This window comes from Nonomuraea sp. NPDC001699 (genome assembly GCF_053596455.1).
In genome coordinates this window covers 242,378-267,118 of the sequence record NZ_JBSFGF010000006.1, presented here as the reverse complement: position 1 = coordinate 267,118, position 24,741 = coordinate 242,378, and the positions used below count along the sequence as shown (strand labels likewise).

Here is a 24,741-nt window from a genome sequence, read left to right as displayed (position 1 = left end):
CGTCAACACGTTCAGCGGTTCGCTGACCATCTGAATAGTGGAATGGAGATTCGCGATGTCCCATGCTCCGGTTCCTCCCGACGCGTTCACCTCCTCCTCCGGATCGACCTCCCGCCCGTCCCGCCGGGCCGTTCTGGCGGGTGGCGGCGCCGCCCTCGCCGCCGTGCTCGTCCCGGCCTCACCGGCGCGGGCCGGCGTCGGGGGCATGGCGGGCGCCGCCGCCCGTACGGCCGTCACCTCCGGCACCGGCTTCGCCGTCGCCCCCTCGCCCGACGGCCGCCGGCTCGCCCTCGACCTGCTCGGCGTCCTGTGGGTCTGCTCCGCCTCCGGGGGCGCCGCCCGCAGGCTCACCAGCGACCTGTACGACGTCGCCCAGCCCGACTGGTCCCCCGACGGCGGCACCCTCGTGTTCCAGTCGTACCGCGACGGCGTCTTCGACCTGTGGACGATCCGCCCCGACGGGTCCGCGATCACGAAGCTGACCACCGGCCCGTTCGATCACCGGGAGCCCCGCTACAGCCCCGACGGGCGGACCATCGCCTACTCCTCCGACGCGGGCGGCAGCTACGGGATCCACCTGCTCGACGTCGCCACCGGAGCGAGCCGCGTCCTGACCGACGGCCCCGCCGAGGAGTACGAACCGGCCTGGTCGCCCGACGGACGGAAGATCGCGTTCGTCGTCGCCGACACCAGGATCGACGTCATCGACGTCGCCACCGGCACGCGCGGCACGGCGGTCACGGTGCCCGCCGGCCAGGTCGTCCACCAGCCGTCCTGGCTGCCGAACGGCGCCGACCTCGCCTACCACCTCTTCCGCTCGGGCGCCAACGAGCTGGCCGGCACCGCGGGCGCCCTCGTCACCGGCGAGGAGGTCTTCCCGTTCCGTGCCCGCTTCGCCCCTGACGGACGCTTTTACTACACCTCCGCGGGCGCCATCAAAGTACGCCGGCTCGATTCCCCGTCCGTCGGCACGGTCGGATTCACCGCCGCGCTCACCACGACCACTCCGAAGTACCAGAAGAAGGTCCGCGTGTTCGACGAGCCGGGGTCGTTCCCCGTCGTCGGGATCGGCAGCCCGGCGGTCTCCCCCGACGGTTCCGCCATCGCCTTCCGCGCCCTCAACGACATCTACCTGATGCGCTCCGGCGGCACCCCTGAACCGCTCTTCCGCGACCGCTGGTGGAAGGCCGACCCGGACTTCTCCCCCGACGGGCGGCGGCTGGCGTTCGTCACCGACCGCACCGGCACGCTCAACGTCTGGGTGCGCGACCTGGCCACCGGCGCCGACCGGCAGGTGACCCGGCTGACCGACTCCGCCGCCCTGTCGGTCCGCTGGTCGCCGGACGGCCGGGAGATCGCCTACCTCGACCAGGACGGCGCCCTATGGGTCGTGGACGTCTCCACCGGCGACCTCCGGAAGATCTACGACGCCACCTTCGAGCCGGGCCGCCCGACCTGGTCACCCGACGGCCGGACGCTGGCGATGGCCGCGGTGGTGCCGTACTCGCGACGCTACCGGGAAGGGCTGTCCAAGATCCTGCTCGTCGACCGGGCCACGGGCGCCGGCACGTACGTCGACCCCGCGCCGCACCGCTCCCTCCAGACCCGCGGCGACGACGGTCCCGTCTGGTCCCCCGACGGCACCATGCTGGCGTTCGCCATGGAGTCGCTCCTGTGGGTGCTGCCCGTCGACGGTTCCGGACGGCCCACCGGCGCCGCCCGTCAGGTCACCCGGGAGGTCTCCGACGCCCCCGTCTGGGCCGGCGACTCGGCCACCCTGCTCTACCTGAACGAGGGGCGTCTCAAGAGCGCGCGCCTCGACGGCGGGCCCGCGCGGCCGATCCCGATGCGGCTGACCTGGCGCAACGACCCCGGCCCCGACCAGGTCGTCATCCACGCGGGCCGCATGTGGGACGGCGTCTCCGACCACGTCGCCCACGACGTCGACATCCTCGTACGAGGCCAGCGCATCACCGCGGTCGAGCCGCACCGGGACGGCAGGCCCGGCACCCTGATCGACGCCCGGGACGGATTCGTCATGCCCGGCCTGATCGACATCCACCACCACCGGGAGATGCAGGGCTACGCCTACGGATCGCGGCAGGGTCCGCTGTGGCTCGCCCTGGGCGTCACCACGACGCGCTCGCCCGGCTCACCCGCGTACCACATGGTCGAGGAGCGGGAGTCGGTGCAGTCCGGCGCCCGGCTCGCGCCGCGCTACCTGGGCACCGGCGAGGCCATCGACGGCGCGCGCGTCTACTACAACTTCATGCGCCCGACCTACAGCCACGACCAACTGCTGCTCGAACTGCGGCGGGCCGCGGCCCTCGACTACGACCTGCTGAAGTGCTACGTGCGGCTGCCGGTCGCCTGGCACCGCGAGGTCATCGAGTGGGCCCACCGGCGGGGCAAGCCGGTCAGCTCGCACTACCACTATCCGGCGATCGCCATGGGCGGCGACCAGACCGAGCACGTCGGCGCCACCAACCGGTTCGGCTACTCGCGCACCGTCACGAACGTCGGGTCCGCCTACTCCGACGTCATCTCCATGTTCAACGCCTCGAAGATGGCCAGAACCCCCACCCTGTTCACCTCCTCGATCCTCTACCGGGAGGACACCTCGCTGGTCACCGACGAACGGGTGCGCCGGCTCTACCCGAACTGGCGGATGGCCCAGCTCCGGGCGACGGTCACCACGGTGCAGAACGCCGACCCCGCGGCGGTCCAGGTGACCCGGACGAACCTCGCCAACCAGGTCGCGCAGCTCACGGCGATGATCCGCGGCGGCGGCGTGGTCACCGCCGGCACCGACGCGCCGATCGACCATCTCGGGGTCAGCCTGCACATGAACCTGCGCGCCATGGTCAGGTTCGGCCTGACCCCGCGCGAGACGCTCACCGCCGCGACCAGCGCGTCCGGGGCCCACCTCGGCCTGCCGCTGGGCAGGGTCGCCAAGGGCATGTACGCCGACCTGGCCATCGTCCGCGGCGACCCGCTGTCCCGCATCGAGGACGCGGCCGATGTCACCGCCGTCGTCGTCGGCGGCAGGCACCATACGGTCGAGCGGCTTCTCGCGCCCTACCCGTCCGCCACCACCACCGACCAGGCGACGCCCGCCGCTTCGGCCCTCTCGGGCAGGGTCAGGGACCGCGTCCCCGTCCATCCGAGCACGGCGGGCCACTGGTGGAACGAGCCCGTCCACCTTCAGGCGGCCCGCACCGCCTGCTGCGACGGCCACTGAGCGGGGGAATGTCCGTTAGGCCGACCCCGGTCGGCCGTTCGGCCGATCAAGATCAAACGCACGGAACCCTAACGTCGGTGACGACATCATCAGAAAAGGGGGCTTTCTGTGCGTGCACGAAAGATCGTGACAGCCGTCGTCGCGAGCGCGACCCTGGTGGCGGGGCTCGCGGTCACCGGCCAGGCGTCGGCGGCCGTCACGGGCGACGCCCGGGCCGGTGACGCGACCCGGTTCCACCGCCAGACGCTCGACTGGCACCGCTGCCGGACCGGTCGCGGCGACGAGATCGGCGAGGCTCTCGACGCGGCGGGGGCCCAGTGCGCCGAGGTCACCGTCCCGCTGGACCACCGCAGGCCAGGGGGGCGGACCGTCTCGGTGGCGATCTCACGGATCAAGGCGACCGACCCCGCCGCGCGCCGGGGCGTCCTGCTGATCAACCCCGGCGGTCCGGGTGGGAGCGGGCTGCCCCGGCCGCTGCTCGGCCGGCTCATGCCCGAGGTCGCGGCCCGCTACGACCTGATCGGGATGGACCCGCGCTTCGTCGGCCGCAGCACGCCGATCCGCTGCCGGTGGACGACCGACACCCCCACCCGGTCGGCCGGCCCGACCCGCCGCACCTTCGACGAGAGCGTCACGCTCATGAGGGAGCTGGCCGACGGGTGCGCCAAGAGCGGCCGCGACCTGCTGCCGTACGCCTCCACCCGCAACACCGCCCGCGACATGGACGTCATCCGCGCCGCCCTCGGCGAGCCCAGGCTGTCCTATCTCGGCTACTCCTACGGCACCTACCTGGGCGCGGTCTACACGCAGCTGTTCGGCTCACGGGCCGACCGGTTCGTGCTGGACAGCGCGGTCGGCCCGGACGTCTACGGCCCCGACCTGCTGTCCGCGAACGGCCCGGCCATCGACGCCGCGCTGGGGAACTGGGCCGCCTGGGCCGCCGCCCGCGACGCCGAGTACGGCCTGGGCGGCACCCGGGCCGACGTCCTGGCCACCGTGGAGCGCGTCGACCGGGCCGCGGCGCGCCGCCCGCTGCGGGTCGGCGCGTACCGGATCGACGCCCATCACATCCCCTACCTGCTGTTCGTCCGCCTCTACGACGACAGCGCCAAGGCGTACGCCGGCTTCGCGGCGGAGGTGCGGACGCTGGCCGGCGCCGCCCGCGGCGAGGCGGTCACCGTCCCGGCGTCGCTGAAGGAGACCCTCGACGGCCTGTTCACCGGCTCGGGGCCGGCCGAGGACCGGGCCGGCATCCCGATCCTGTGCGCCGACCGGGCCGCCTCCCGCGACGTGGAGGGCTACTTCCGCGACATCCAGGCCCACCGCGCGGACGAGCCGCTGTTCGGGCCGATGACCCGCAACCTCAGCCCCTGCTCCTTCTGGCCGTCCGCCCCGGTGGAGGCGCCCACCAGGCTCGGCAACGACGTCCCGATGCTGGTCGTCGGCGCCGACGGCGACCCCGTCACCCCGTTCCCCGGCCAGCGGGCGATGCACCGGACGCTGACCGGCTCCCGCATGGTCACCCTGCGCGGCGCCTTCCGCCACGGCGCCTACCTCGCCGCGGGCGACACCTGCGTGAACACCACGGTCAACCGCTACCTGGTGGACGGCGTCCTGCCCGGCCGCGACACCACCTGCGACAAGGCGGACGCACAGTAAGCCTTGCGGTTCAGCCGGAGCGGGCGCGGTCGCAGCGGGCCAGTTCGGCACGCAGGTCGCGGCGGAGAGCCCGGTCCAGGCCGGGCTGGGCGAGCGCGTCGGTGAAGTCGCGGGCCGCCTCCTCCCAGCGGCCGAGCCGGGCCAGCGCGGTGCCCCGGTTGTAGCGCGGCTCGGGCGCGGGCGACAGCGCCACCGCCCGGTCCAGGTCGGCCACGGCGGCGGTCACCTCACCGCGCTCGAAGCGCACGGCGGCGCGGTTGGTCCACGCCTCGACCAGCGTCTCGTCACCCTCCAGGGCCTGGGTGAACAGCTCCTCGGCCGGCTCGCCGCGCTCGGAGCGGATCAGGCCGAGCGTGCACAGCAGCGCCGGCTCCTTGGGGGCCAGCGCGAGGCCGGCCAGCGCGTCGCGTTCGGCGGCGTCCAGCGCGCCGCGCTCCAGGTGGGCGTTGACCAGGGCGATCCGGGCGTCCAGGTGGCCGGGGTCGATGGCGAGCGCGCGCCCCAGGTCCTCGCGGGCCCGCTCGTCGCGGCCGCGTTCCAGGAGGAGCACGGCGCGGTTGTAGTACGCCTCGGGCAGATGCGGTCCCAGGCGGATGGCGGTGCCGTAGTCCTTGATCGCGGCCTGGACGCGTCCGGCCGCGCGGTGCAGGGCGGCCCGGTCCACGTAGTACTCGCTGTTGTCCGGGTCGTGGGCGATCACGCCGTCGAGGTCGGCCAGGGCCCGCGCCGGGTCGCCGAGAGCCAGGTGCACCTGGGCGCGGTTGTGGCGCAGGCGGGCCAGGTGCTGCGGGTGCTCGCCCGGCGCCAGCACCGCCGTCAGCCTGGCCAGCCCGTCGTCGATCAGCCGCAGCGCCTCGGCGGGCGCGCCGGCCTTGGCGTCCAGCAGGGCCAGGCCCTGCTCGTAGAAGACGGTGGAGATCACCTGGTGGCGGGGGTCGTCCACGTCTTCGGCCAGCCGGAGCGCCTCCTCCAGCCAGTGTCGTGCCTGCCCGGGGTCCTGGCGGGCGGCCGGGAGGTGGCGGGCGTACAACATGGCGGTGGCGTACGCGGCGGACATGTTGATCTTTGGGTCGCCGGTGGCCGCGCGTGCCTCGTCGTAGAGTGCGAGCGCCTCTTCCGCGCGCTCCAGCGCCGCCAGCGCGGTGGCCAGGCCCGTGGTGCAGGCCCACCACTGCCGCAGGTCGCCTTCGGGGGTGACGATGGCGCGTCCGTGGGCGGCGACGCGGGCCGCGTGGTGGTAGAAGCCGCGGGCCAGGCCGTCGCCGAGCGCGGCGCGGACGGCGTCCGGGTCCGTGGGCAGCGGCGGGGGCTCGGCGCGGCCGTCGTCGCGCAGGTCAAGGCGCAGCGGGGTGGAGGCGATCCGCGGGAGCAGGGTGTCCAGCAGCTCGGCGGTGGTCTCGTCGGCGTGCGCGACGTGCTCGAAGGTGACGGTGACCGGGCGGCGCAGGGTGCCGGCCCAGGAGGCGGCGAACTCCGCGGCGCCGTACGCCAGGCAGGCGGTGCGGCGGGCCGGGTGGAACCTGATCGGCTCCTCCTCGGCGGCCGGCCGGGCCGTACGGTCGAGCCAGGGGGCGATCGCGTGCAGCTCGACCCGGTGGGGGGCGGCCAGGCGCGGACGGTCGGCGGCGATCTCGGCGAGGAAGCCGGAGACCCCGGCGTAGGGCCCGTGCCCGCGATGGCAGTCGAAGCGGTTCACGGCAGGTCCGGAGACCGCAGGGGCGGGCACCCGAGAGCGCCCGCCGTCTCGGCACCTACCAGCACCACTCGATCCAGAGCCGGCGGGCACCGGACATCAGGCGCTGCGTGCTCTTGCGGCGGATGGTCATCTTCTTCATGGGCGCCTCCCGGGGGTGTGATCCACTTCAGGATGCCCAGAGCATAAACCGGCTTGTCCGAAATGAGTAGACCATCCGGAATTAAAGATGATCTGGCGTCGAAGACCGCGGAAAGTGAAGCAGCGATCTTGTCGGTGGGGCGATCTATCGTCCCGGCCATGACTTCAGCGACGCAGGCGTACACGTACGCCGCGCCCTCCTCCCTCGTCGACGGCCGGCTCGGTCTGGCGACCTCCGGCGGCCGGGCCCTGTCCGGCCCGGCCGTGGCCCCCCGGTTCTTCAGCGGCGTGGTCACGCAGGCCGCCCCCGCCGCCGCGGCCCTGCTCGGCGTCGCCGACGTGGCGCTGGCCCGCTACCACCAGCCGCAGTCGCGGCCCGGCTGGGTACGCGACCCGGTGGTGACGTGCAACGGCGACCGCTTGCGCTTCGAGTCCTTCTCGGCCTGCGGCGGCGTGTACGCCCGGCTCGACCTGCTGGACGGCGCGCTCGACGGCGAGGTCTTCGACCGGGGCACCACCAACGTCGACGTCAACGCGCCGCTGCGGGAGGCGCTGGCGCGCATCGGCGCGCGCGACCCGCTGCACCTGGGGGTCGGCCTCGACGAGCTGGTCGTGACCACGACGGACGGCGCGGTGGTGGAGAAGAAGGTGCCGCTGCCCGAGCGCTGGCTGCGCGGGTTCGCCGAGGTGCAGGTCATCGCCTCGGGCATGGACCAGCGCGGCGAGCTGGCCGGCATGGCGGCGGTGCGGTTCCTGCGCGGGCTGCCCAAGAAGGGCACGGTGTGGGTGGCACAATCCGGGCGCGACCTGAAGGTCTCCCAGCACCAGGTATCCGGCTCGGTCCAGCTCGCCGGCCCCAACCGGCTCGGCACCCTCCTGCCGCTGCTGCGCTTCGCGAAGTCCCTGCGGGTGTACGGCCCGCCCGACGCCGCCTCCAGCGCCTGGGAGCTGGAGCTGCCCGGCATGCGCTACACGCTCACCCTCTCGCCCGAACGCTGGCGCGGCTTCTCCGGCGAGGGCGCGGTGCTCGACGACCTGGCCACCGACGAGGCCGAGAACGACGCCGACGTGGTGGGCATGCTGCTCAACTTCGAGCCCGAGATCGAGATCGGCCTGCTGGCCGACCGCGCCGGCATCCCCGCCGACCGGGTACGTGCCGCGCTGACGCGGCTCGGCGTCGCCGGCCGGGTCGGCTACGACCTGTCGGAGGCCGCCCACTTCCACCGCGAGCTGCCCTACGACAAGGACAACGTGATCCTGCTCAACCCGCGGCTGGCCAAGGCGCGCAAGCTGGTCGAGGCGGGCGCGGTGCACCTCGAAGGCGAGTCGGCCACCGTCCGCACCTCGGGCGGCACCCGCCGGGTCTCGCTGGCCGACGGCTCCTGCACCTGCGAGTGGTGGTGGGACCATCGCGGCTCCCGCGGGCCGTGCAAGCACGTGCTGGCCGCCCGGATCGTCGCCCGCGCCGCCGTGGAGGTCTCCCGATGACCCTCTGGACGGAGATCCTCGACCTGATCATCCGCAACCAGGTCGCCCGCCTGGCCGACCGGCTGGGCACGATCACCGAGCAGGAACGCGCCGAGCTGGGCGGACGGCTGCCCGGCCTGGTCAAGGAGCTGCGCCAGGCCCGCACCGAACGGCTGCGCGCCGAGCACCCCGACGACGTCGAGGGCGTCGAGGAGATGGCCTCCTGGGAGGTCGGCGACCTGCTCGACACCGTGGCCGGCGCGCTGCTGCTGACCGGCGTCGGCGTCATCACCGGCCCGGCCGCCGCCGTGGCCTGGATGACCGGCCGCGACGTCAACCGCCGCTGGGCCAGGGAGCCCAACGTCGCCCAGGTGTGCCGGTTGGCGGCCACCCGGCCCCTGGAGTGGCGGCGCGACGTCGCTGTCCGGCTGGCCCGGCGGGTGCGCCGTCCCGCCGACCGCATCGCGCCGCTGGCCGTGGCGCTGCTGCGCGAGTCCGGGGCCGTGCCGCCCGACCACGACCCGCTGGTGGCCGCCTGGCTGACCGTCCCGAGCGTGCCCGGCGACCCGCTGACCCCCGTGCTGCTGCCGCGCGTTTTCGACGCCGACGGCGCGGGCCGTGCCCTCCGCGACGAGCGGCTGGAGCCCCGGCCCAGCCGCTGGCTGGCCGCCGCCGCCCGCGAGCTGCCCAGGGAGCAGGCGCTCGACGGTTGCGTGAGCCGGTTCCTGCGCGGCGGCGAGGCGCAGGACCTGCGCTTCTTCGTCCGGCTGCACACGCTGCTCGACCCCACGCCCGCGGAGTCCGCCGCCCGTCTGCGCGACTATCTGCGGTTGTTGCCGTCGGCCCCGGGCACGGTCGCCGAGCTGGCCGCCGCGCAGGTGCGCGGGGCGATGCCGCTCGACCACGCCGACCTGGTCGAGGCGGTCGACGCGCTCACCTTCCGGGCCGAGGCCAAGCTCGCCACCCTGGGCCTGCGCTGGCTCGACCAGGCGATCCGGGCCACGCCGGAGACGGCCGCCGACTTCGTGACCGCGCTGACCACGGCCTACGCGCACGCGTCCTTCGACGTGCGCAACCGCGCGGTCGAGCTGACGCTGCGGCACGCCGCCCTGTTCGCCGACCACGCCGAGGCGATCCTCGACGGCGTCCGCGCGCTCCCCGCGGATCTGGGCGCGAAGCTGGCCGGGCGGTTCGGCGGGGACATACCGGTCGAGGAGCTGCTGGAGCGCAAGGAGTTCCCGCCGCTGCCCGAGCCGCCCGAGGCGCGGCGCTTCCCCGAGCCGTCGGTCTTCCCCGACCACCACGAGCCCTGGATCGAGCAGGAACGCTGGCTGGCGGCCTTCGTCACCGGCGCCGCCGGCGACCGGGCGGCGCTGCGCCACGATCTCAGGGGCCACGCCGAGCAGGTCCACAGCTACTGGCGGACCGACAAGGTGCGCCTCGACCCCGACAGCTGGCAGGCGGCGCTGTCCGCCGAGCTGGTCACCCCGGGCAGCGTGCCGGAGGTGCCGCCGATCCGGCCGGAGAAGTTCTGGGACCAGGCGAGCCACTCCCTGAGGGCGCGTGTCCTCACCCGTGGCGAGGATCCCGCCGCGCAGCCGCCGCAGTCCCGGCGGATCATGGTGGGCGGCTTCCACCGGCCCGGCCGCTACCTCGACGACGACGCCCCGCTGCGCGCCTTCTTCATCACCTGGACCAGCGACGACGGCCCCGGCAACGCGGTGGCCCACGAGGGCGACCGGCAGATCTCCTTCGCCGGCGGCCGGATCCACCTGAACGACCCCGACCCTCTCCACCCGGCCCAGGCCAGGCCCGGCATCCAGTACGACGACTCCGCGGAGGCCATGCCGGACCACATCCTTGAGCACGCCTACGAGCGCATGGCCGAGTTCGGCGTGCGGCCCGCCCGGATCGCCGCGATGCGGGCGGGTGACCAGGTGCCCCCGCCGGGCCCCGACGAGCCGCTGGTGCAGGTGACCGTCGTCTTCGTCCCGCCGCGGCTGCGTTCGTACCTGCCCCCTGAGCTGCCCGAGCAGGACGAGTGGCGGCGGCGCAACCGGCTGCCCCACGCCCATCGTGTCTCCCCGCCCCACGACTTCCTGCTGCACCGCCACGCCGAACTCGCCGAGGCCCTCCGGACCGGCACGCTGCCGCCGGTGCTGCTGGCCACGCCGACCTGGACGAGCGGCCACCTCGACCCCGACGTGCTGATCGACCGGCTGGAGACGTGCACCGCCGCCGGCGTCGAGCCGCTGCCGGCCGACCTGGCGCAGGCGCTGCTGCGGCTGCCGAGGGGCGCCCACCCGGCGGCGGCCGAGCGGGCCGCCAAGGTCGAGTCGGAGGCGGCCGGGTCCGCCGCCCGCTGGCTCGCCGGCGACGGCCTGGCCGACCCCGAGTGCGGCCACGTGTGGCGTCACATGGCAGGCGCGTCCATGGTCGACTTCGGTGACGGCGAGCCGGAACACTTCACCGAGGTCAGACTGCGGCCCGTGCTGCGGCTGACGGCCCCGACCGGCCATCGGCTGATCGACGAGGTGCTGCTGCGCGAGCCGTCCGACTCGACCGGCGAGTCCGGCCACACGGTCGGCGCGTGGCCCGCCATGCTGCCCTCGCACCGCGAGGTCGTGGCCGTCAACTTCCTGCCCTACCTGTTGCACGGTCACTGGGGGGTGTGGAGCGCCCCGGCGGCGCTCGCCGGCCTGGAGATCGCCCAAGGGCCGATGGGCGAGCCGACGGCGGTGATCCTCGCCTTCCTCCTGGCCGGTGGCGTGCCCGGCGTGACCCGGCAGATCCTGAACCTGGCCGCCAAGGGAGAGCTGCCCGCCGAGGCGATCGGCCGCCAGCTCGCGCTGGTGCTGCGCCGCACCTGGCAGGAGACCCGCCCCGCCATCGCGGCCCTGACCGCGCTGGCCGAGGCAGGCGGCCACCACGAGGTGTGGCGCATCCTGCTGACCCTGCTGCCCGGGATGCTGCCCGGCGAGGGGCGCCGCGTCACGGCGACCCACACCGCGCTCGTCGCCTTCGCCGCCGACGTCGCGCACTGGACCGGCGCGCGCGGGGAGATGCCGGTCATCGCCGAGTACGCCCGCGGCCGCCGGACGACCCGATTCGCGCACGAGTGCCGGCGCCTGCACGCCCAGCTCACCGGAGCCACCTCGTGACCGCCGACGACGTCCGCACCGAGATCAGGAACCTCGTGCTCGCCCGCGACACCGAGGGCCTGGCGGCGCGGCTGCCGACGCTCACCGGCGACGAGCGGGCCGCCGTCGCCGCCGAGCTGCCCGGCCTGCTCGCCGAGGTCCGCCCCCGGCTGGCCGCCATCGGCTGGGACGGCTTCGCCTGGACCGCCGACGGCCACGCCGCCCGCCTGTCCGAGGCGCTGAGGATGACGGGCGCGGCGACCGTTCCCGGCCCGGCCGGCGCCGCCACCTGGCTGACGAAGCGCGACCTCAATCCCCGCGGGACCGACGCGCCGAGCCCGCACCGGCTGGTGAAGGCGCTCTCCGGCCGCCCGGCGGCCTGGCGGGCCGACCTGGCGGGCCGGATCGCACGCCGCGTCCGCCGTCCCGACGACCGGATCGTGCCGCTGGCCCTGGAACTGCTGCGCGACGGCGCGGCCACCCCGCCCGACCACGAACCGCTGGTGGCGGCCTGGTTGTCGGCGGCGGCCGTGGCCGAGGACCCGCTGACGCCGCACCTGCTTCCGCGGATCTTCGAGGCGGCCGGCGCGGGCCGGGCGCTGGCCGGCGAGACACTCACCCCGAAGCCGTCCCACTGGCTGGCCCTGACCGCCCGCGCGCTGCCGCGCGAGCAGGTCATCGCCGGCTGCGTGCGCCGGTTCCTGCTCGGCGGCGACGCGCGTGACCTGCGGTTCTTCGTCCGGCTGCACACGCTCGTGGCGCCTGCGCCGGAGGAGTCGGCCGGGCTGGTGCACGACTACCTGCGGCTGCTGGCCGCCGCGCCGGGCCCGGTGGCCGAGCTGGCCTGGCAGCAGGTACGCCGGGCGCGCCTCGACCCGGCGGACGCCGCCGAGGCCGTCGAGGTGATGACGTTCCGCCAGGAGGCCAAGCTCGCGGTGAAGGGCCTGACCTGGCTCGACCGCGACCTCGGCCGCCATCCCGAACGCGTGGCCGACCACGTCACCGCGCTGACCAACGCGTACGCGCACGCCTCCCACGAGGTGCGCGACCGCGCGGTGGCCCTCACCCTCAAGCACGCCGCCCACCTCCCCGACACCGCCCCGATCCTGGAGGGCGCCGAACTGCTGCCCCCGGCCTCGGCCCGGCGGCTCCGCGAGCGGTTCGTCGAAGGCTGGACCGGCGACTTCACCCCGGGCCGGCTGCCGGAGCCCGTCGTGCCCGGCCCGTTCCCCGCGTCCGGCCCGGACGGCGGCCCGGACGGCGGGCCGCCGGGGGAGAACGGCTGGATCGGCGTCGAGGCGTGGCTGGCGGCGGTCGTCCGGGAGGCGCACGCGAGTCCGGACGCCCTGCGGGAGAGGCTGGCCCGGCGGTTCGGCGAGGACCTGCGGCCGGTGCTCTACGACGCGCCGTCGTGGGAGTCCCCTCGTGACTGGTGCACCGCGCTGGCCAGGGAGCTCGTCAACCCCGGCGAGGACCCGGGGCCGCCCGGGTCACGTCCGCGGCGCCGGGTCCTCCCCGACCCGGCCGGCGATCTCGGGCACACCCTGTACGACGGCATGGTGACCCTCGCGGCCACGGCCTTCCGGCTGTTCCCCGCCCTGCGCACGATGGTCCCGATCCACGAGCTGCCCGCCGACGTGCGGGCGGACCTCCTCCGGACGGACGACGTCGAGCCCGACCTCCACGACCTCTACGACCCCGGCGCGCGGCCCGCGTCCGCCGGCTGGAGCCGCCTCCCCCACCAGCGGAATTGCGCCCACCCGCACGCCTTCCTCCTGGCCCGCCTCGACGAGCTGCTGAGCGCGGCGAAGGCCGGAGCCCTGCCCCCGGTCCTGCTGGCCACCCCCACCCGCGCCGACGGCCACCTCGACCCCGAGACCCTGCTCACCCGCCTGGCCGGGTACGCGGACTCCGGTCGCGAACCGCTCCCGCTGGACCTGGAACAGGCCCTGCTGCGCCTTCCGCCCGGCCCCGCCCCCGACCTGGCCGCACGCGCGAAGGGCCTCGGCTCGGCGGCCGGCGCGGTGGTGGCCCGCTGGTTCGAGCGCGGCGCGCCGCCGCCTCCGGAGGTGGAGCTGACTTGGAGCCTCGACCTCGGGCCGCACGGCGACCGGGGACTCGGCCCTCGGGTGAGCTGGCGGCCCGTGGAGCCCACCGGGCTCGCGCACCTCGACGCCCTGCTGACCGCGCCGTCCGGGACACGTCCGTCCCGGCGCGCGTCACGGCGGTTCTGGCCGGGCATGATGCCGCACCACCGGGAGCTCGTGGCGGCCCATCTGGCGATCGGACTGACCGGCCGCTTCGACCCGCCCGACCTCACGATCGACGACCTGCGCGGCCTCGCGTCGGCCGAAGGCGCGTCCGGCCCGGCCACGGCCCTGGTCCTGGCCTGCTTCCTCACCCTGGAGGGCGACGACGCGGTGCCCCCGCTGCTTGAGCTGGCGGCCAGGGGCGCGCTTCCCGCCGCCGAGACGGGCCGCCTGCTGGGCCTGCTCGGCCGCCGCACCCGCCACGAGACCGACCCGGCGCTGCCCTCACTGGAACTGGCCGCCAAGCAGGGCGCGCACGCCGAGGTGTGGACGATCATGCGCCACCACCTGCCCGTCTTCCTCCCCCGCGAGGGCGAACGGGCCCGGCGCCCGCACACCGACGCCGTCGTGCTGGCCACCGACCTCGCCACGTGGGCGGGCGCGCGCGGCGAGATCCCGGAGGTGGCCGCCCACGCGGAGAGACGCGGCTCGACCTCGCTCACCCGCGCCTGCCGGAGCCTCCACCGGGAGCTGACCCGGCCGACCTGATCGACCCGGCCCGGCCGAGGGTGACGGCCGAAGCGGCGCCGGGTCAGCTCCCGGCGCCGCTTCGGTGGTCCTGCCTGCTCAGCCGGCCACCAGCTCGTAGCCCGCCTCTTCGACGACGTCCCTGATCCTGGCGTCGTCGAGGGCGTCGGCCGAGGTGACGGTCACCTGTCCCGTGGCCAGCTCGACGTCGACCGAGGAGACCCCGGCGACCTTGCCGATCTCGGTCTTGACGGTGCCCGCGCAGCCACCGCAGGTCATCCCGGACACCGTGTAGGTCTTCGTGCTCATCGCCTCGCTCCTCTCGTAGATACCCCTGCCGGGTATGTGACGAAGAGAACGTACGCCCGATCACCACGAAAGGCAAGCCATACGGAGGAGGGGTATGTGAGACGCGCGTCACATTGCCTCGGCTATACCCCCTACCGGTATGGTGCCTCGCATGAGAATCCTTGGCAAGATCATTGTTGTCGGCGCCTCGCTGGCGGGGCTGCGGGCCGTCCAGACCCTGCGCCGCGAGGGCTTCGACGGCGAGCTCACGCTGGTCGGCGCCGAGGCGCACGTGCCGTACAACCGGCCGCCGCTGTCCAAGAGCGTCCTGCGCGGCGACGAGGACGTCACGCTCCCCGGTGCGGAGGAGCTCGGCGAGGAGTGGCTGCGCGGCAGGCAGGCCGTACGCCTGGACGCCGCGAACCGCGCGGTCGTCCTCGACGACGGCACCGAGCTCGGCTACGACGGCCTGGTCATCGCCAGCGGCGCCCGTCCCAGGCGGCTCGACGGCGTGCGCACCCTGCGCACCATCGAGGACGCCCTTGCCCTGCGCGCCGAGCTGGACTCCGGCCACGAGCACGTGCTCGTCATCGGGGGCGGGTTCATCGGGGGCGAGGTGGCGTCCACGGCCAGGCAGCTCGGCCGCAAGGTCACCCTGGTCGACTCCGGGCCGCACCCCATGCACGCGGGCCTCGGCGCGGAGGCGGCGCGCTGGCTGGCCGGGCACCATGAGCGCAACGGCGTCGAACTCGTCACCGGCACCCGCGTCACCGACGTGACCGACGGCCTGGTGCGTCTCGCCGACGGCCGCGTGCTGTCCGCCGACCTGGTCGTCGGCGGCATGGGCGTGACGCCCAACACCGAATGGCTGGAGGGCAGCGGCCTGGCCGTGGACGACGGCGTCGTGTGCGAGCCGACGCTGTACGCCGCCGGTTCGGCCGACGTCGTCGCGGCGGGCGACGTGGCCCGCTGGCCGCACCGCCTGTACGACGACGCCCTGATCCGCGTCGAGCACTGGTCCAACGCCAACGAGCAGGGCGCGGTGGCCGCCCGCAACCTCCTGGCGGGCCCCGAGCAGGCGCAGCCGTTCGCGGACGTGCCCAACTTCGCCACCCACGTGCACGGCGCCCGCATCCAGACGGCCGGCCTGCCGCACCTGGCCGACGAGGCCCGCGTCGTCGCCGGCAGCCCGGAGGAGGACCGCTTCGCCGTGGCCTTCGCCCGCGACGGCGTGCTGGTGGGCGCGGTCGCCGTCAACGCGCCGAAGGACCTGATCAGGCTCAAGCGATCCGTCGCGGCGCGCGAGGCGCTCTGACTACGACCGCGGGTAGCATGACCGGCATGATGCGTGGCCTTGGGGAGCTCGAATCCACGATCATGGACTGGATGTGGGCCAGGCGCCGCCCCGCCTCCGTCCGCGACGTCTTCGAAGACCTCAGGCAGCGGCGGACCATCGCCTACACCACGGTGATGACCGTGATGGACAAGCTGCACACCAAGGGCATGCTCCGGCGCGAGGCCGTCGGCCGCGCCTACGTCTACGAACCGGTCGCCTCCAAGGAGGCCTACACCGCCGACGTGATGCGCCGCGCGCTCGCGGGCAGCGGCAACCAGGCCGCCACGCTCGTGCACTTCCTCGAACGGCTCACCCCCGAAGAGGCGCAGGCCCTGGAGGCGGCCCTGCAGGTCTACCCGCACCGGGGCCGCCCCGCATGATCGCCGCCGCCGTCCTGGCCTGCTACACCGTGGTGGCGGCCGTCTGGCTGCCCGCGCTGGGGCGGCGGGCCGCCAAGTGGGCCGACCGCGCGCCCCGGCTGGCGATCGCGCTGTGGCAGGCGGGCGCGGCGTCGGTGGTCGCCTCGGCCGTCCTGGCCGCGCTGGCCTTCGCCGTGCCGGCCGAGGTCGTGGGGCACGGGCTGGCGGGGCTGTTCGAGGTCTGCGCCAGCATGCTGGGCGACGGTTCGGGCGTGACCCAGGTCGGGTCGGCGGCCATTCCGGCGGCCGCCGCGGTGGTGGCGAGGGTGGTCTGCTGCGGCGGGGTCGTCCTGGTGCGGGCCTCCGTCGAGCGTCGCCGGCACGCCGCCATGCTGCGGCTTCTCGGGCGGCGCGACGCCGAGCTGGGCGCGGTGGTGATCGATTATGACGAGCGGCTGGCGTACTGCGTGCCGGGCCGGCGCGCGCAGACGGTGATCACCACGAGCGCGCTGCGGGCCCTGACCCCGGAGCAGATCGCCGCCGTGCTGGAGCACGAGCGGGCGCACCTGCGCGGCCGTCATCATCTGGTGCTCGCCGGGGCCGAGGCCCTGGTCCGGGCGTTCCCCCGGGTGCCGTTGTTCGAGCAGGCCAGGACCGAGATCGCCCGGCTGGTCGAGCTGCTCGCCGACGACGTCGCCGCCCGCCGCCACCCGCGCGCGCAGATCGCCGCGGCGCTGGTGAGCCTGGCCACCGGGCGCGCGCCCGCGTTCACGCTCGGGGCCGGCGGCGAGACGGCGCTCACTCGCGTACGCCGGCTGCTCGGCCCGGAGCAGCCGCTCCGCCGCCGTGAACGGCTGACCGGGCGGCTCCTGGTCAGCGCGCTGCTCGGCGGGCCCGGAGTGGTCGCGCTGGCGCCGGGGGTCGGCTCGTTCCTGGCCCATCACTGCCACTCGCTGTTCTCGCTCTGACCTACGACCACATCTAGTAGCCGACGCCACCCGAGCGCGTCCGGCCGCCCGGCCGCGTCCTGAAACGCCGCGACCACATCCCGCGGACCTCGGACTGCCGAGCCACACCGAAGAACCCTTGAACGAAGTTCTACTAATCATGATAGTAGAGTTACGATTCGGGCGAAATCGTCCCCTTTTCCCTTCTTCGTCCACCAGGAGGCCCGCCCCTTGACCCGGACGCATACCCCATACCCCTACCCCCTGGAGCCACATCATGGACCATAGCGGACATCACCACCACCCGCCCGCCGCCACCTGGGCCACGGCCGCGCAGGCGACCCTGCACTGCCTGACCGGCTGCGCGATCGGCGAGGTGCTCGGCATGGTGATCGGCACCGCGGCCGGCCTGTCCAACCTCGCCACCGTGATCCTGTCGGTGGCGCTGGCGTTCGTGTTCGGCTACGCGCTGACCATGCGCGGCGTGCTGCGCGCCGGGCTGGACTTCAGGTCGGCGCTGAAGGTGGCACTGGCCGCCGACACCATCTCGATCGCGCTGATGGAGGTGCTGGACAACACCGTGATGGTGACCGTGCCGGGCGCCATGGACGCCGGGCTGGCCGACTGGCTGTTCTGGGCGGCCCTGGCCGGGTCGCTGCTCGTGGCCTTCCTGCTGACCACGCCGGTGAACAAGTGGCTGATCTCCCGCGGCAAGGGTCACGCGGTGATCCACCAGTACCACCAGGGCCACTGAGAAGACCCGCCCCGGGCAGGCGATGAGCCGCCCCGCCCGTCGTCCGCACCTGCTCGGGACATGGACGGCGGGCCGGCGGCGGCCACCCTGAAGCGCCGCCCCGATCCGCGCGCCGCACCGAATCTCCGAACGACCGCCCACGTGGACTTGACAGATACCCCCCCGGTGTATGTATGTTCATCGCCAGATACCCCCTACAGGTATACAGCTGAACCGAGAAACCACCCGCATCCCCCACCGGGGTACGGCGTAACGCTGGAGAATGCTCATGTCCACACCATCCCCCCGGCGATGGACCGCCCTGGCCCTGATCGCCACGGCCCAGTTCATCGTCATCATGGACACGTCGATCATCGGCGTGGCCCTTCCCCGCATCCAGGAAGACCTCGGCTTCTCGCAGGAGAACCTGTCGTGGGTCTTCAACGCCTACGTCGTCGCCTTCGGCGGGCTCCTGCTGCTCGGCGGCCGGCTCTCCGACCTGTTCGGCGCACGCAAGCTGTTCGGCGCCGGCTGGCTGATCCTGCTCGCCGGCTCGCTCGTGGCCGGCATCGCCCCCGAGGTGTGGGTCGAGCTCACCGGACGTGCCGTCCAGGGCGTCGGCGCGGCCCTGATCGCCCCGTCCGCGCTCACCCTGCTGATGATGCTGTTCGGCCACGACCCCAAGGAGCTCACCAAGGCCCTCGCCCTCTACGGCGCGGCCGCCCCGGCGGGCGGCACCGCGGGCGTGTTCCTCGGCGGCGTCATCACCGAGTACCTGAGCTGGCCCTGGGTCTTCTACATCAATATCCCGATCGCCCTGGTCGCGCTGCTGGCCACCCGCCCCCTGATGCCGGCCGGCCAGTCCCAGCGCGGGTCCATCGACGTCTTCGGCGCACTGTTCGTCACCGCCGGGCTCGGTGCCGCCGTGTACGCCATCGTCCGGGCGCCCGAGGTCGGCTGGGGCTCCGGCGAGACCTGGGGCGTGCTGGCCGCGGCCGTGGTGCTGCTCATCGCCTTCCTCGCCATCCAGGCCCGCCGCCGCGAGCCGCTGATGAGGCTGTCGATCTTCCGTACGCCGAACCTCGCCGCCGCCAACCTGACCCAGCTCCTGCTCGGCGGGGCCTGGATCCCGATGTGGTTCTTCCTCAACCTCTACCTGCAGCAGGTGCTCGGCTACAGCGCCTTCCCCAGCGGCGCCGCCCTGGTGCCGATGACCGTCCTCATCATGCTCGGCATGATCGTCCTGGCGCCGCGCGCCATCAACCGGTTCGGCCCGAAGGCCGTCACGGTGGCCGGCCTCGTCCTGCTCGCCGTCGGCATGGGCTGGCTGTCGCTGATCAGCCCCGAAGGCAGCTTCGCGGTGGACGTCCTGCCCGCCAGCCTCGTGGCCGCGCTCGGCATGTCGCTGGCCTTCATCCCCTCCCTCGGCACCGCGATCTCCTCCGCCCGTCCCGAGGAGGGCGGCCTCGCCTCCGGCATCGTCAACACCAGCTACCAGGTCGGCTCGGCGCTCGGACTGGCCGCCATGACGGCCGTCGCCGCCGCGAACGGCGCCGCCCAGCTGGGGAACCTGCCCGCGCTGACCGACGGCTTCTCCTCGGCCTTCGTGGGAGCCGCCGGGATCGCGGTGGCCGGCGCGCTGATCGCTGCGCTGACGCTGCGCTCGCGGGGCGCCGTGCACACCGAGGCCGCCGACGAGACCCCTGCCGCCGCCCGCGGCTGACCTCGACGCCCACAGCTCCGAAGGAGATCCCCATGTCCATCCTCATCGCCTACGACGGCTCGTCCGACGCCCGCCACGCCGTCGAGGAGGCCGCCCGGCTGTTCCCCGGCGCCTCCGCGGTGGTGCTCTACGCCCGTCAGCCCCTGGAGAGCCTCGCCGCCCACCTCGAAGGGCATCCCGCCCTGGAGGATCTGCGGGACATCGACGCCAAGACCCTGGACGCCTCCGAGCGGCTGGCCGCCGAGGGCGCCGACCTGGCTCGCACCCTCGGGCTGAAGGCCGAGCCGCGGGTCGCCTCGGTCCCGGAGGAGGTGGTCGCCGCCACCATCGTCGCCGTCGCCGAGGAGATCGACGCCTCGCTGATCGTCCTGGGCTCCCGGGGCCGGCAGGGGCTGCGCGCGCTGCTGTCGGGCAGCACGTCCACCCACGTCATGCACGCCACCTCGCGGCCCACGCTGATCATCCCGTCGAAGCCGCTGGCCGACGCCCGCCGCGCCGCCGGGCATCGCGCGGCCCGCTGAGGCCGTCGGAAACGCCCGGCTCCCACGGGAGCCGGGCGTTTCCGCGTGCCGGTGAACGCGCTCGACACCGCGTGCGTATCTCCAGACGAGCCGGAACGGCCGTCTGTTACGCCGGGTAGTACGCCCGAAAGGCCCACACTCAGGAAGACTTTCTGTACTATTCCGCCTCAGGCATGGAGACATACGAGGAGGCATCGTAGTGGTCGTGGCGACGAGGCTCGCGCGAGCGGCAGTGGCCGTGACACTGGCGGCGGTCGGGGCGCTCTCCGTCCCGGATGTCGCCTTCGCCGATCCGTCCCCCGCCAAGGCCAAGGCCAAGCTGGTGAAGCTGAACGAGCGGGCGGACGAGGTGGTCGAGCGGTACAACCAGGCGTCCGAGGCATACAAGACGGCGAAGCGGAAGTTCGACGCGCTCAACGCCGAGGTCGAACGCAAGAACGCCCAGGCCGACCAGTTACGCAAGGATCTCGTCACGACGGCGGTCAGCGACTACCAGTCCGGCCCGATCACCAGCTGGGGCCGCCTCGTCGCCGAGGGCAGCCCCGAGACGGTGCTGAGCGGCATGGCCTCCCTCGAACAGATCTCCCAGGCCAGAGCGGCGAAGCTGGCCGCCTTCGCGGCGACCACCAAGGACCTGCGCGACCGGCGCGACCAGGCCAAGACCGTCCTCGCCGAGGCCGACACGGCGCGCGACAAGTTCCGCTCGGAGAAGGCCAAGGCCGAGAAGATGGTGGCGGAGCAGACCAAGCTCCTGCGCAAGCTCAACGCCTTCCGCAGCGGCGATCCCAACAGTACGGGGATCAGGTACACCGGCCCGGCCTCCGGAAGCGCCCGTGCGGCGTTGCAGTTCGCCTTCGCCCAGGTCGGCAAGCCGTACCGGTTCGGCGGCACGGGCCCCGGCTCCTACGACTGCTCCGGCCTCACCCAGGCCGCCTGGCGCACGGCGGGGGTCGCGCTGCCCCGCACCACCTGGACGCAGTGGTCGTGGGGCGCGGCCAGGCGCGTCCCGCTCGACGCGTTGCAGCCCGGCGACCTGCTCTTCAGCAAGGGGCTGGGACACATGGGCATGTACGCCGGCAACGGCAAGATGGTCCACGCGCCCCAGACCGGGGACGTCGTCAAGGTGGTCGACCTCGACGACTACTGGCGCGCCCGGCTGCTCGGCGCGGTCCGCCCCTGACCGACGGCGGCGGCCATCCGTTCGACGCCCTCGCCGACCCGGGCCGGCGAGGTGGCGAAGTTGAGCCGGACGAACCCGCCGCTGTCCGGGCCGAACCTCAGCCCTGCCGACAGGCCGACCCTGCCCTGCTGGAGGAACACCTGGGCGGGATCGTCGCCCAGGTCCAGCGGGCGGCAGTCGAGCCAGGCGGCATAGCCCGCCTGCGGCGGGTGATGGGCGACGGCGGGCAGGAGGTCGGCCAGGCGTCCGGCCAGCAGGTGCCGGTTGCCGTCGAGGGCGGTGATCAGCTGATCGAGCCAGGGGACGCCGTGCGTGAAGGCGGCCTCGGAGGCGAGCACCCCGAACAGTCCGGCGCCCTCGCCGACCTCCTCGCGGATCGCCGCGACGTCGGCGCGGGCGTCCGGCCCGGGGACGGCCAGCGCGGCCTTGAGCCCGGCGATGTTCCACGCCTTGGACGCCGAGACGAAGGCGACGGAACGGGCCGCCGCCGGGCTGTCCAGGGACGCGAACGGGACGTGCCGGTGGCCGGCGTAGGTGAGGGGGGCCAGGACCTCGTCCGTGACGACGCGCACGTCATGGCGGTCGGCCAGCGCGGCGACCCTGGTCAGCTCCTCACGGGTGAGGACCAGGCCGGTGGGGTTGTGCGGGTTGCACAGCAGGTACGCCCGCGCGCCCGCGGCGAAGTCGCGCTCCAGCCGGTCCAGGTCGAGGCGGTGGCCGTCGGGCCCGGCGGCCAGCGGGTTGCGGACCACCTGGCGGCCGAGGTGTTCGAGCCAGGTGAAGAAGAGCGGGTGGCCGGGGGTGTTGACGACGACGCGGTCACCGGGTCCGGTGATGATCCGGAGGATCTCCACGACGCCCGACATGATGTCCGGGAGCACGCGTGCCCCGGCGGGGTCGGGGTGCCACCCGTACCGTTGCGCGGCGAAGCCCGCGAACGCCTCGGGCAGGCCTCCGGCCCGCGCGTAACCGGTGTCGCCCCGGCGGACGGCCGACGTCAGCGCCTCGGCGACGGGCTCGGCGAGCGGGGTGTCCATCTCGGCGATGCGCAGGGGAAGGACGTCGGGAGGGAACTCGCGCCACTTGACGCTGTGCCGCCGGCGCAGTTCCTCGGTGGTGAGCGCGGTGAGGATGTCGTCCGGGTTGGTGGTCAACGGGGGTCCTTCCTGTGCGGATGATCAGAGCCTAGGCCGGACCGTTCCACTCCCCGGCGGCGGGGCCGAGCGCGGGAACGCGGAAAGGGCTCCGGGCGGGGTGCCCGGAGCCCTTTCCTGGGGTGTTCACTTGAAGCGGCGCAGCCGCAGGCTGTTGCTCACCACGAAGACGCTGGAGAAGGCCATCGCGGCCCCCGCGATCATCGGGTTGAGCAGGCCGAGCGCGGCCAGCGGCAGGGCGGCCACGTTGTAGGCGAAGGCCCAGAACAGGTTGCCCTTGATCGTGCCGAGCGTCCGGCGCGACAGCCTGATCGCGTCGGCCGCCACCAGCAGGTCGCCGCGGACCAGGGTCAGGTCGGAGGCCTCGATCGCGGCGTCCGTGCCGGTGCCCATGGCCAGGCCCAGGTCGGCCTGGGCGAGCGCGGCCGCGTCGTTGACGCCGTCGCCGACCATCGCCACGACCTTGCCCTCGCCCTGGAGCTCCTTGACGACGTCGACCTTGTCGGCGGGCAGCACCTCGGCGATCACCTCGTCGATGCCGACCTCGGCGGCCACGGTCCTGGCCACGGCCTCGTTGTCGCCGGTCAGCAGGACGGGCGTGAGACCGAGCGCCCGGAGCTGGCTGATGGCCTCCTTGCTGGTGGGCTTGATCACGTCGGCGACGACCAGCACCGCGCGGGCCCTGCCGTCCCAGCCGACCGCCACGGCGGTCCTGCCGCCGGCCTGGGCGGCGTGCAGAGCACGTTCCAGGTCGGGCGACAGGTGCTGCGACCACTCCTCCAGCAGCCTCGGGCGGCCGACCAGGACCGCGTGGCCGTCCACGATGCCCTGGACGCCGAGGCCCTCGACGTTCGCGAAGTCCTCGGGGGTGGGCAGGTCGCCGACGCGGGCGGCGGCGCCCTTGGCGACGGCCTGGGCGATCGGGTGCTCGGAGGCGTGCTCCAGGGCGCCCGCCAGGCGCAGCACCTCGGCCTCGTCCTCGCCCTCGGCCAGGTGCACGCCGGTGAGCGTCATCCGGCCCTCGGTCACGGTGCCGGTCTTGTCCAGCACCACCGTGTCGATGCGGCGGGTGGACTCCAGCACCTCGGGGCCCTTGATCAGGATGCCGAGCTGGGCGCCCCTGCCGGTGCCGACCAGCAGTGCCGTCGGGGTGGCCAGGCCGAGCGCGCACGGGCAGGCGATGATCAGCACGGCGACCGCGGCGGTGAAGGCCGCGCCGACGCCGTCGCCGGTGCCGAGCCAGAAGCCCAAGGTGCCGAGGGCCAGCGCGATCACGATCGGGACGAAGATGCCGGAGACGCGGTCGGCCAGGCGTTGCACCTGGGCCTTGCCCGTCTGGGCGTCCTCGACCAGCTTGGCCATCTGGGCGAGCTGGGTGTCCGCGCCGACCCGGGTGGCCCGCACGACCAGCCGGCCGCCCGCGTTGACCGTCGCGCCGGTGACCGCGTCGCCGGGCCGCACCTCGACGGGCACGGACTCGCCGGTCAGCATCGAGGCGTCCACCGCGGAGGTGCCCTCCTCGATCACGCCGTCGGTGGCGATCTTCTCACCCGGCCGCACCACGAACCGGTCGCCCACGGCCAGCCGGTCGCTGGGGATGCGGGTCTCCACGCCGTCGCGCAGCACGGCGACGTCCTTGGCGCCGAGCTCCAGCAGGGCGCGCAGCGCGGCCCCCGCCCGCCGCTTGGAGCGGGCCTCGAAGTAGCGGCCGGCCAGGATGAACGCGGTGACCCCCGCCGCGGCCTCCAGGTAGATGTTGCCCGACCCGTCGGTGCGCTCGATCGTGAACGCGAAGGGATGGGTCATTCCCGGGGTGCCCGCGCTGCCGAAGAACAGCGCCCACAACGACCAGCCGAGCGCGGCGATGGTGCCGACGGAGATCAGCGTGTCCATGGTGGCCGCGCCGTGGCGCAGGTTCGTCCAGGCGGCCTTGTGGAAGGGCCAACCGGCGTAGACCACGACCGGCGCGGCCAGCACCAGCGACATCCACTGCCAGTTCGTGAACTGCAACGGCGGGATCATCGCCATCGCGATCACCGGCACGGCCAGCACCACCGAAGTGATCAACCGGCTGCGCAGCGGCCGCAGCTCGTCCTCCGGCTCCTGCTCGCCCGGCTCGCCCTCGGTCCTGGGCGGCGCGGGCAGGGCGGCGGTGTAGCCGGCCGCCTCCACCTGGGCGATCAGCTGCTGCGGATCGACGCCTTCGGGGAAGGTGACCTTCGCCTTCTCGGTGGCGTAGTTGACCGTGGCGGTCACGCCGTCCATCTTGTTGAGCTTGCGCTCGATGCGGTTGGCGCACGAGGCGCAGGTCATGCCGCCGATCGAGAGTTCGACCGCGTTCTGCCGGTCATCGGTGACAGCAGACATCACCATTCCCCTTTC

Annotated in this window: 16 protein-coding genes; 12 read left to right on the top strand and 4 right to left on the bottom strand. The window is 74.0% G+C overall.

Annotated features, from left to right (window positions below; translation table 11 throughout):
* Positions 1-55 precede the first annotated feature (55 nt).
* Positions 56-3,241 carry an amidohydrolase family protein gene (locus ACWCSU_RS20495; RefSeq protein ID WP_449936715.1) on the top strand — a complete coding sequence of 1,062 codons (3,186 nt, stop codon included), beginning with the start codon at positions 56-58 and terminating at the stop codon, positions 3,239-3,241.
* Between the two features lie 108 nt (positions 3,242-3,349).
* On the top strand, positions 3,350-4,900 hold the full coding sequence (locus tag ACWCSU_RS20490; RefSeq protein WP_449936712.1) for an alpha/beta hydrolase: 1,551 nt from the start codon (positions 3,350-3,352) through the stop codon (positions 4,898-4,900).
* A gap of 10 nt (positions 4,901-4,910) precedes the next feature.
* Here ACWCSU_RS20490 and ACWCSU_RS20485 read toward each other — a convergent pair whose 3' ends face one another.
* The gene (locus tag ACWCSU_RS20485) at positions 4,911-6,596 is read right to left on the bottom strand and encodes a tetratricopeptide repeat protein (RefSeq protein ID WP_449936710.1); all 1,686 of its coding nucleotides are present in this window, start codon (positions 6,594-6,596) and stop codon (positions 4,911-4,913) included.
* Between the two features lie 297 nt (positions 6,597-6,893).
* On the opposite strand from ACWCSU_RS20485, the gene ACWCSU_RS20480 reads away from it, so the two are divergent.
* Genes ACWCSU_RS20480 through ACWCSU_RS20470 form a run of 3 tightly spaced genes read left to right on the top strand, consistent with a single transcriptional unit; the run spans position 6,894 to position 14,139 of the window.
* Positions 6,894-8,222: an SWIM zinc finger family protein gene (locus ACWCSU_RS20480; RefSeq protein ID WP_357707354.1), complete on the top strand. Its 1,329-nt coding sequence runs from the start codon at positions 6,894-6,896 to the stop codon at positions 8,220-8,222.
* Complete coding sequence (locus tag ACWCSU_RS20475) at positions 8,219-11,362, top strand: hypothetical protein (protein ID WP_449936708.1); 3,144 nt, start codon at positions 8,219-8,221, stop codon at positions 11,360-11,362. The genes ACWCSU_RS20480 and ACWCSU_RS20475 overlap by 4 nt, the downstream gene beginning before the upstream one ends.
* On the top strand, positions 11,359-14,139 hold the full coding sequence (locus ACWCSU_RS20470) for a hypothetical protein (RefSeq protein ID WP_449936706.1): 2,781 nt from the start codon (positions 11,359-11,361) through the stop codon (positions 14,137-14,139). The genes ACWCSU_RS20475 and ACWCSU_RS20470 overlap by 4 nt, the downstream gene beginning before the upstream one ends.
* 78 nt (positions 14,140-14,217) lie before the next feature.
* Here ACWCSU_RS20470 and ACWCSU_RS20465 read toward each other — a convergent pair whose 3' ends face one another.
* Positions 14,218-14,427 carry a heavy-metal-associated domain-containing protein gene (locus ACWCSU_RS20465; protein WP_357700554.1) on the bottom strand — a complete coding sequence of 70 codons (210 nt, stop codon included), beginning with the start codon at positions 14,425-14,427 and terminating at the stop codon, positions 14,218-14,220.
* Between the two features lie 151 nt (positions 14,428-14,578).
* Between ACWCSU_RS20465 and ACWCSU_RS20460 the strand changes: the two genes are divergently transcribed.
* From ACWCSU_RS20460 to ACWCSU_RS20430, 7 genes are all read left to right on the top strand, one after another.
* On the top strand, positions 14,579-15,721 hold the full coding sequence (locus ACWCSU_RS20460) for an NAD(P)/FAD-dependent oxidoreductase (RefSeq protein ID WP_449936705.1): 1,143 nt from the start codon (positions 14,579-14,581) through the stop codon (positions 15,719-15,721).
* A 26-nt stretch (positions 15,722-15,747) separates the two neighbouring features.
* Entirely contained in the window at positions 15,748-16,122 is a 375-nt protein-coding gene (locus ACWCSU_RS20455) for a BlaI/MecI/CopY family transcriptional regulator (RefSeq protein ID WP_357700550.1), read from the top strand.
* Positions 16,119-17,069 (top strand): M56 family metallopeptidase, encoded by a 951-nt coding sequence (locus ACWCSU_RS20450; RefSeq protein WP_449936704.1) that lies wholly within the window; start codon positions 16,119-16,121, stop codon positions 17,067-17,069. Before ACWCSU_RS20455 ends, ACWCSU_RS20450 begins: the two co-directional genes overlap by 4 nt.
* 256 nt (positions 17,070-17,325) lie before the next feature.
* Positions 17,326-17,802 (top strand): DUF4396 domain-containing protein, encoded by a 477-nt coding sequence (locus tag ACWCSU_RS20445; protein ID WP_449936703.1) that lies wholly within the window; start codon positions 17,326-17,328, stop codon positions 17,800-17,802.
* Between the two features lie 268 nt (positions 17,803-18,070).
* Positions 18,071-19,504 carry an MFS transporter gene (locus tag ACWCSU_RS20440; protein WP_357700544.1) on the top strand — a complete coding sequence of 478 codons (1,434 nt, stop codon included), beginning with the start codon at positions 18,071-18,073 and terminating at the stop codon, positions 19,502-19,504.
* Positions 19,505-19,536: 32 nt separating this feature from the next.
* Complete coding sequence (locus ACWCSU_RS20435; protein ID WP_357700542.1) at positions 19,537-20,025, top strand: universal stress protein; 489 nt, start codon at positions 19,537-19,539, stop codon at positions 20,023-20,025.
* Positions 20,026-20,230: 205 nt separating this feature from the next.
* On the top strand, positions 20,231-21,205 hold the full coding sequence (locus ACWCSU_RS20430) for a C40 family peptidase (RefSeq protein WP_449936701.1): 975 nt from the start codon (positions 20,231-20,233) through the stop codon (positions 21,203-21,205).
* Here ACWCSU_RS20430 and ACWCSU_RS20425 read toward each other — a convergent pair.
* Positions 21,166-22,359 (bottom strand): MalY/PatB family protein, encoded by a 1,194-nt coding sequence (locus ACWCSU_RS20425; RefSeq protein ID WP_449936700.1) that lies wholly within the window; start codon positions 22,357-22,359, stop codon positions 21,166-21,168. The genes ACWCSU_RS20430 and ACWCSU_RS20425 overlap by 40 nt on opposite strands.
* Positions 22,360-22,485: 126 nt before the next feature.
* The gene (locus ACWCSU_RS20420) at positions 22,486-24,726 is read right to left on the bottom strand and encodes a heavy metal translocating P-type ATPase (protein ID WP_449936697.1); all 2,241 of its coding nucleotides are present in this window, start codon (positions 24,724-24,726) and stop codon (positions 22,486-22,488) included.
* Positions 24,727-24,741 lie beyond the last annotated feature (15 nt).

What these genes read in the sequence shown, in the direction of transcription:
- ACWCSU_RS20495 (WP_449936715.1), top strand. Translation starts at nt 56, where the DNA reads ATGTCCCATGCTCCGGTTCCTCCCGACGCGTTCACCTCCTCCTCCGGA.
- ACWCSU_RS20480 (WP_357707354.1), top strand. Translation starts at nt 6,894, where the DNA reads ATGACTTCAGCGACGCAGGCGTACACGTACGCCGCGCCCTCCTCCCTC.
- ACWCSU_RS20475 (WP_449936708.1), top strand. Translation starts at nt 8,219, where the DNA reads ATGACCCTCTGGACGGAGATCCTCGACCTGATCATCCGCAACCAGGTC.
- ACWCSU_RS20465 (WP_357700554.1), bottom strand. Translation starts at nt 14,427, where the DNA reads ATGAGCACGAAGACCTACACGGTGTCCGGGATGACCTGCGGTGGCTGC.
- ACWCSU_RS20460 (WP_449936705.1), top strand. Translation starts at nt 14,579, where the DNA reads ATGAGAATCCTTGGCAAGATCATTGTTGTCGGCGCCTCGCTGGCGGGG.
- ACWCSU_RS20455 (WP_357700550.1), top strand. Translation starts at nt 15,748, where the DNA reads ATGATGCGTGGCCTTGGGGAGCTCGAATCCACGATCATGGACTGGATG.
- ACWCSU_RS20450 (WP_449936704.1), top strand. Translation starts at nt 16,119, where the DNA reads ATGATCGCCGCCGCCGTCCTGGCCTGCTACACCGTGGTGGCGGCCGTC.
- ACWCSU_RS20445 (WP_449936703.1), top strand. Translation starts at nt 17,326, where the DNA reads ATGGACCATAGCGGACATCACCACCACCCGCCCGCCGCCACCTGGGCC.
- ACWCSU_RS20440 (WP_357700544.1), top strand. Translation starts at nt 18,071, where the DNA reads ATGTCCACACCATCCCCCCGGCGATGGACCGCCCTGGCCCTGATCGCC.
- ACWCSU_RS20435 (WP_357700542.1), top strand. Translation starts at nt 19,537, where the DNA reads ATGTCCATCCTCATCGCCTACGACGGCTCGTCCGACGCCCGCCACGCC.
- ACWCSU_RS20420 (WP_449936697.1), bottom strand. Translation starts at nt 24,726, where the DNA reads ATGTCTGCTGTCACCGATGACCGGCAGAACGCGGTCGAACTCTCGATC.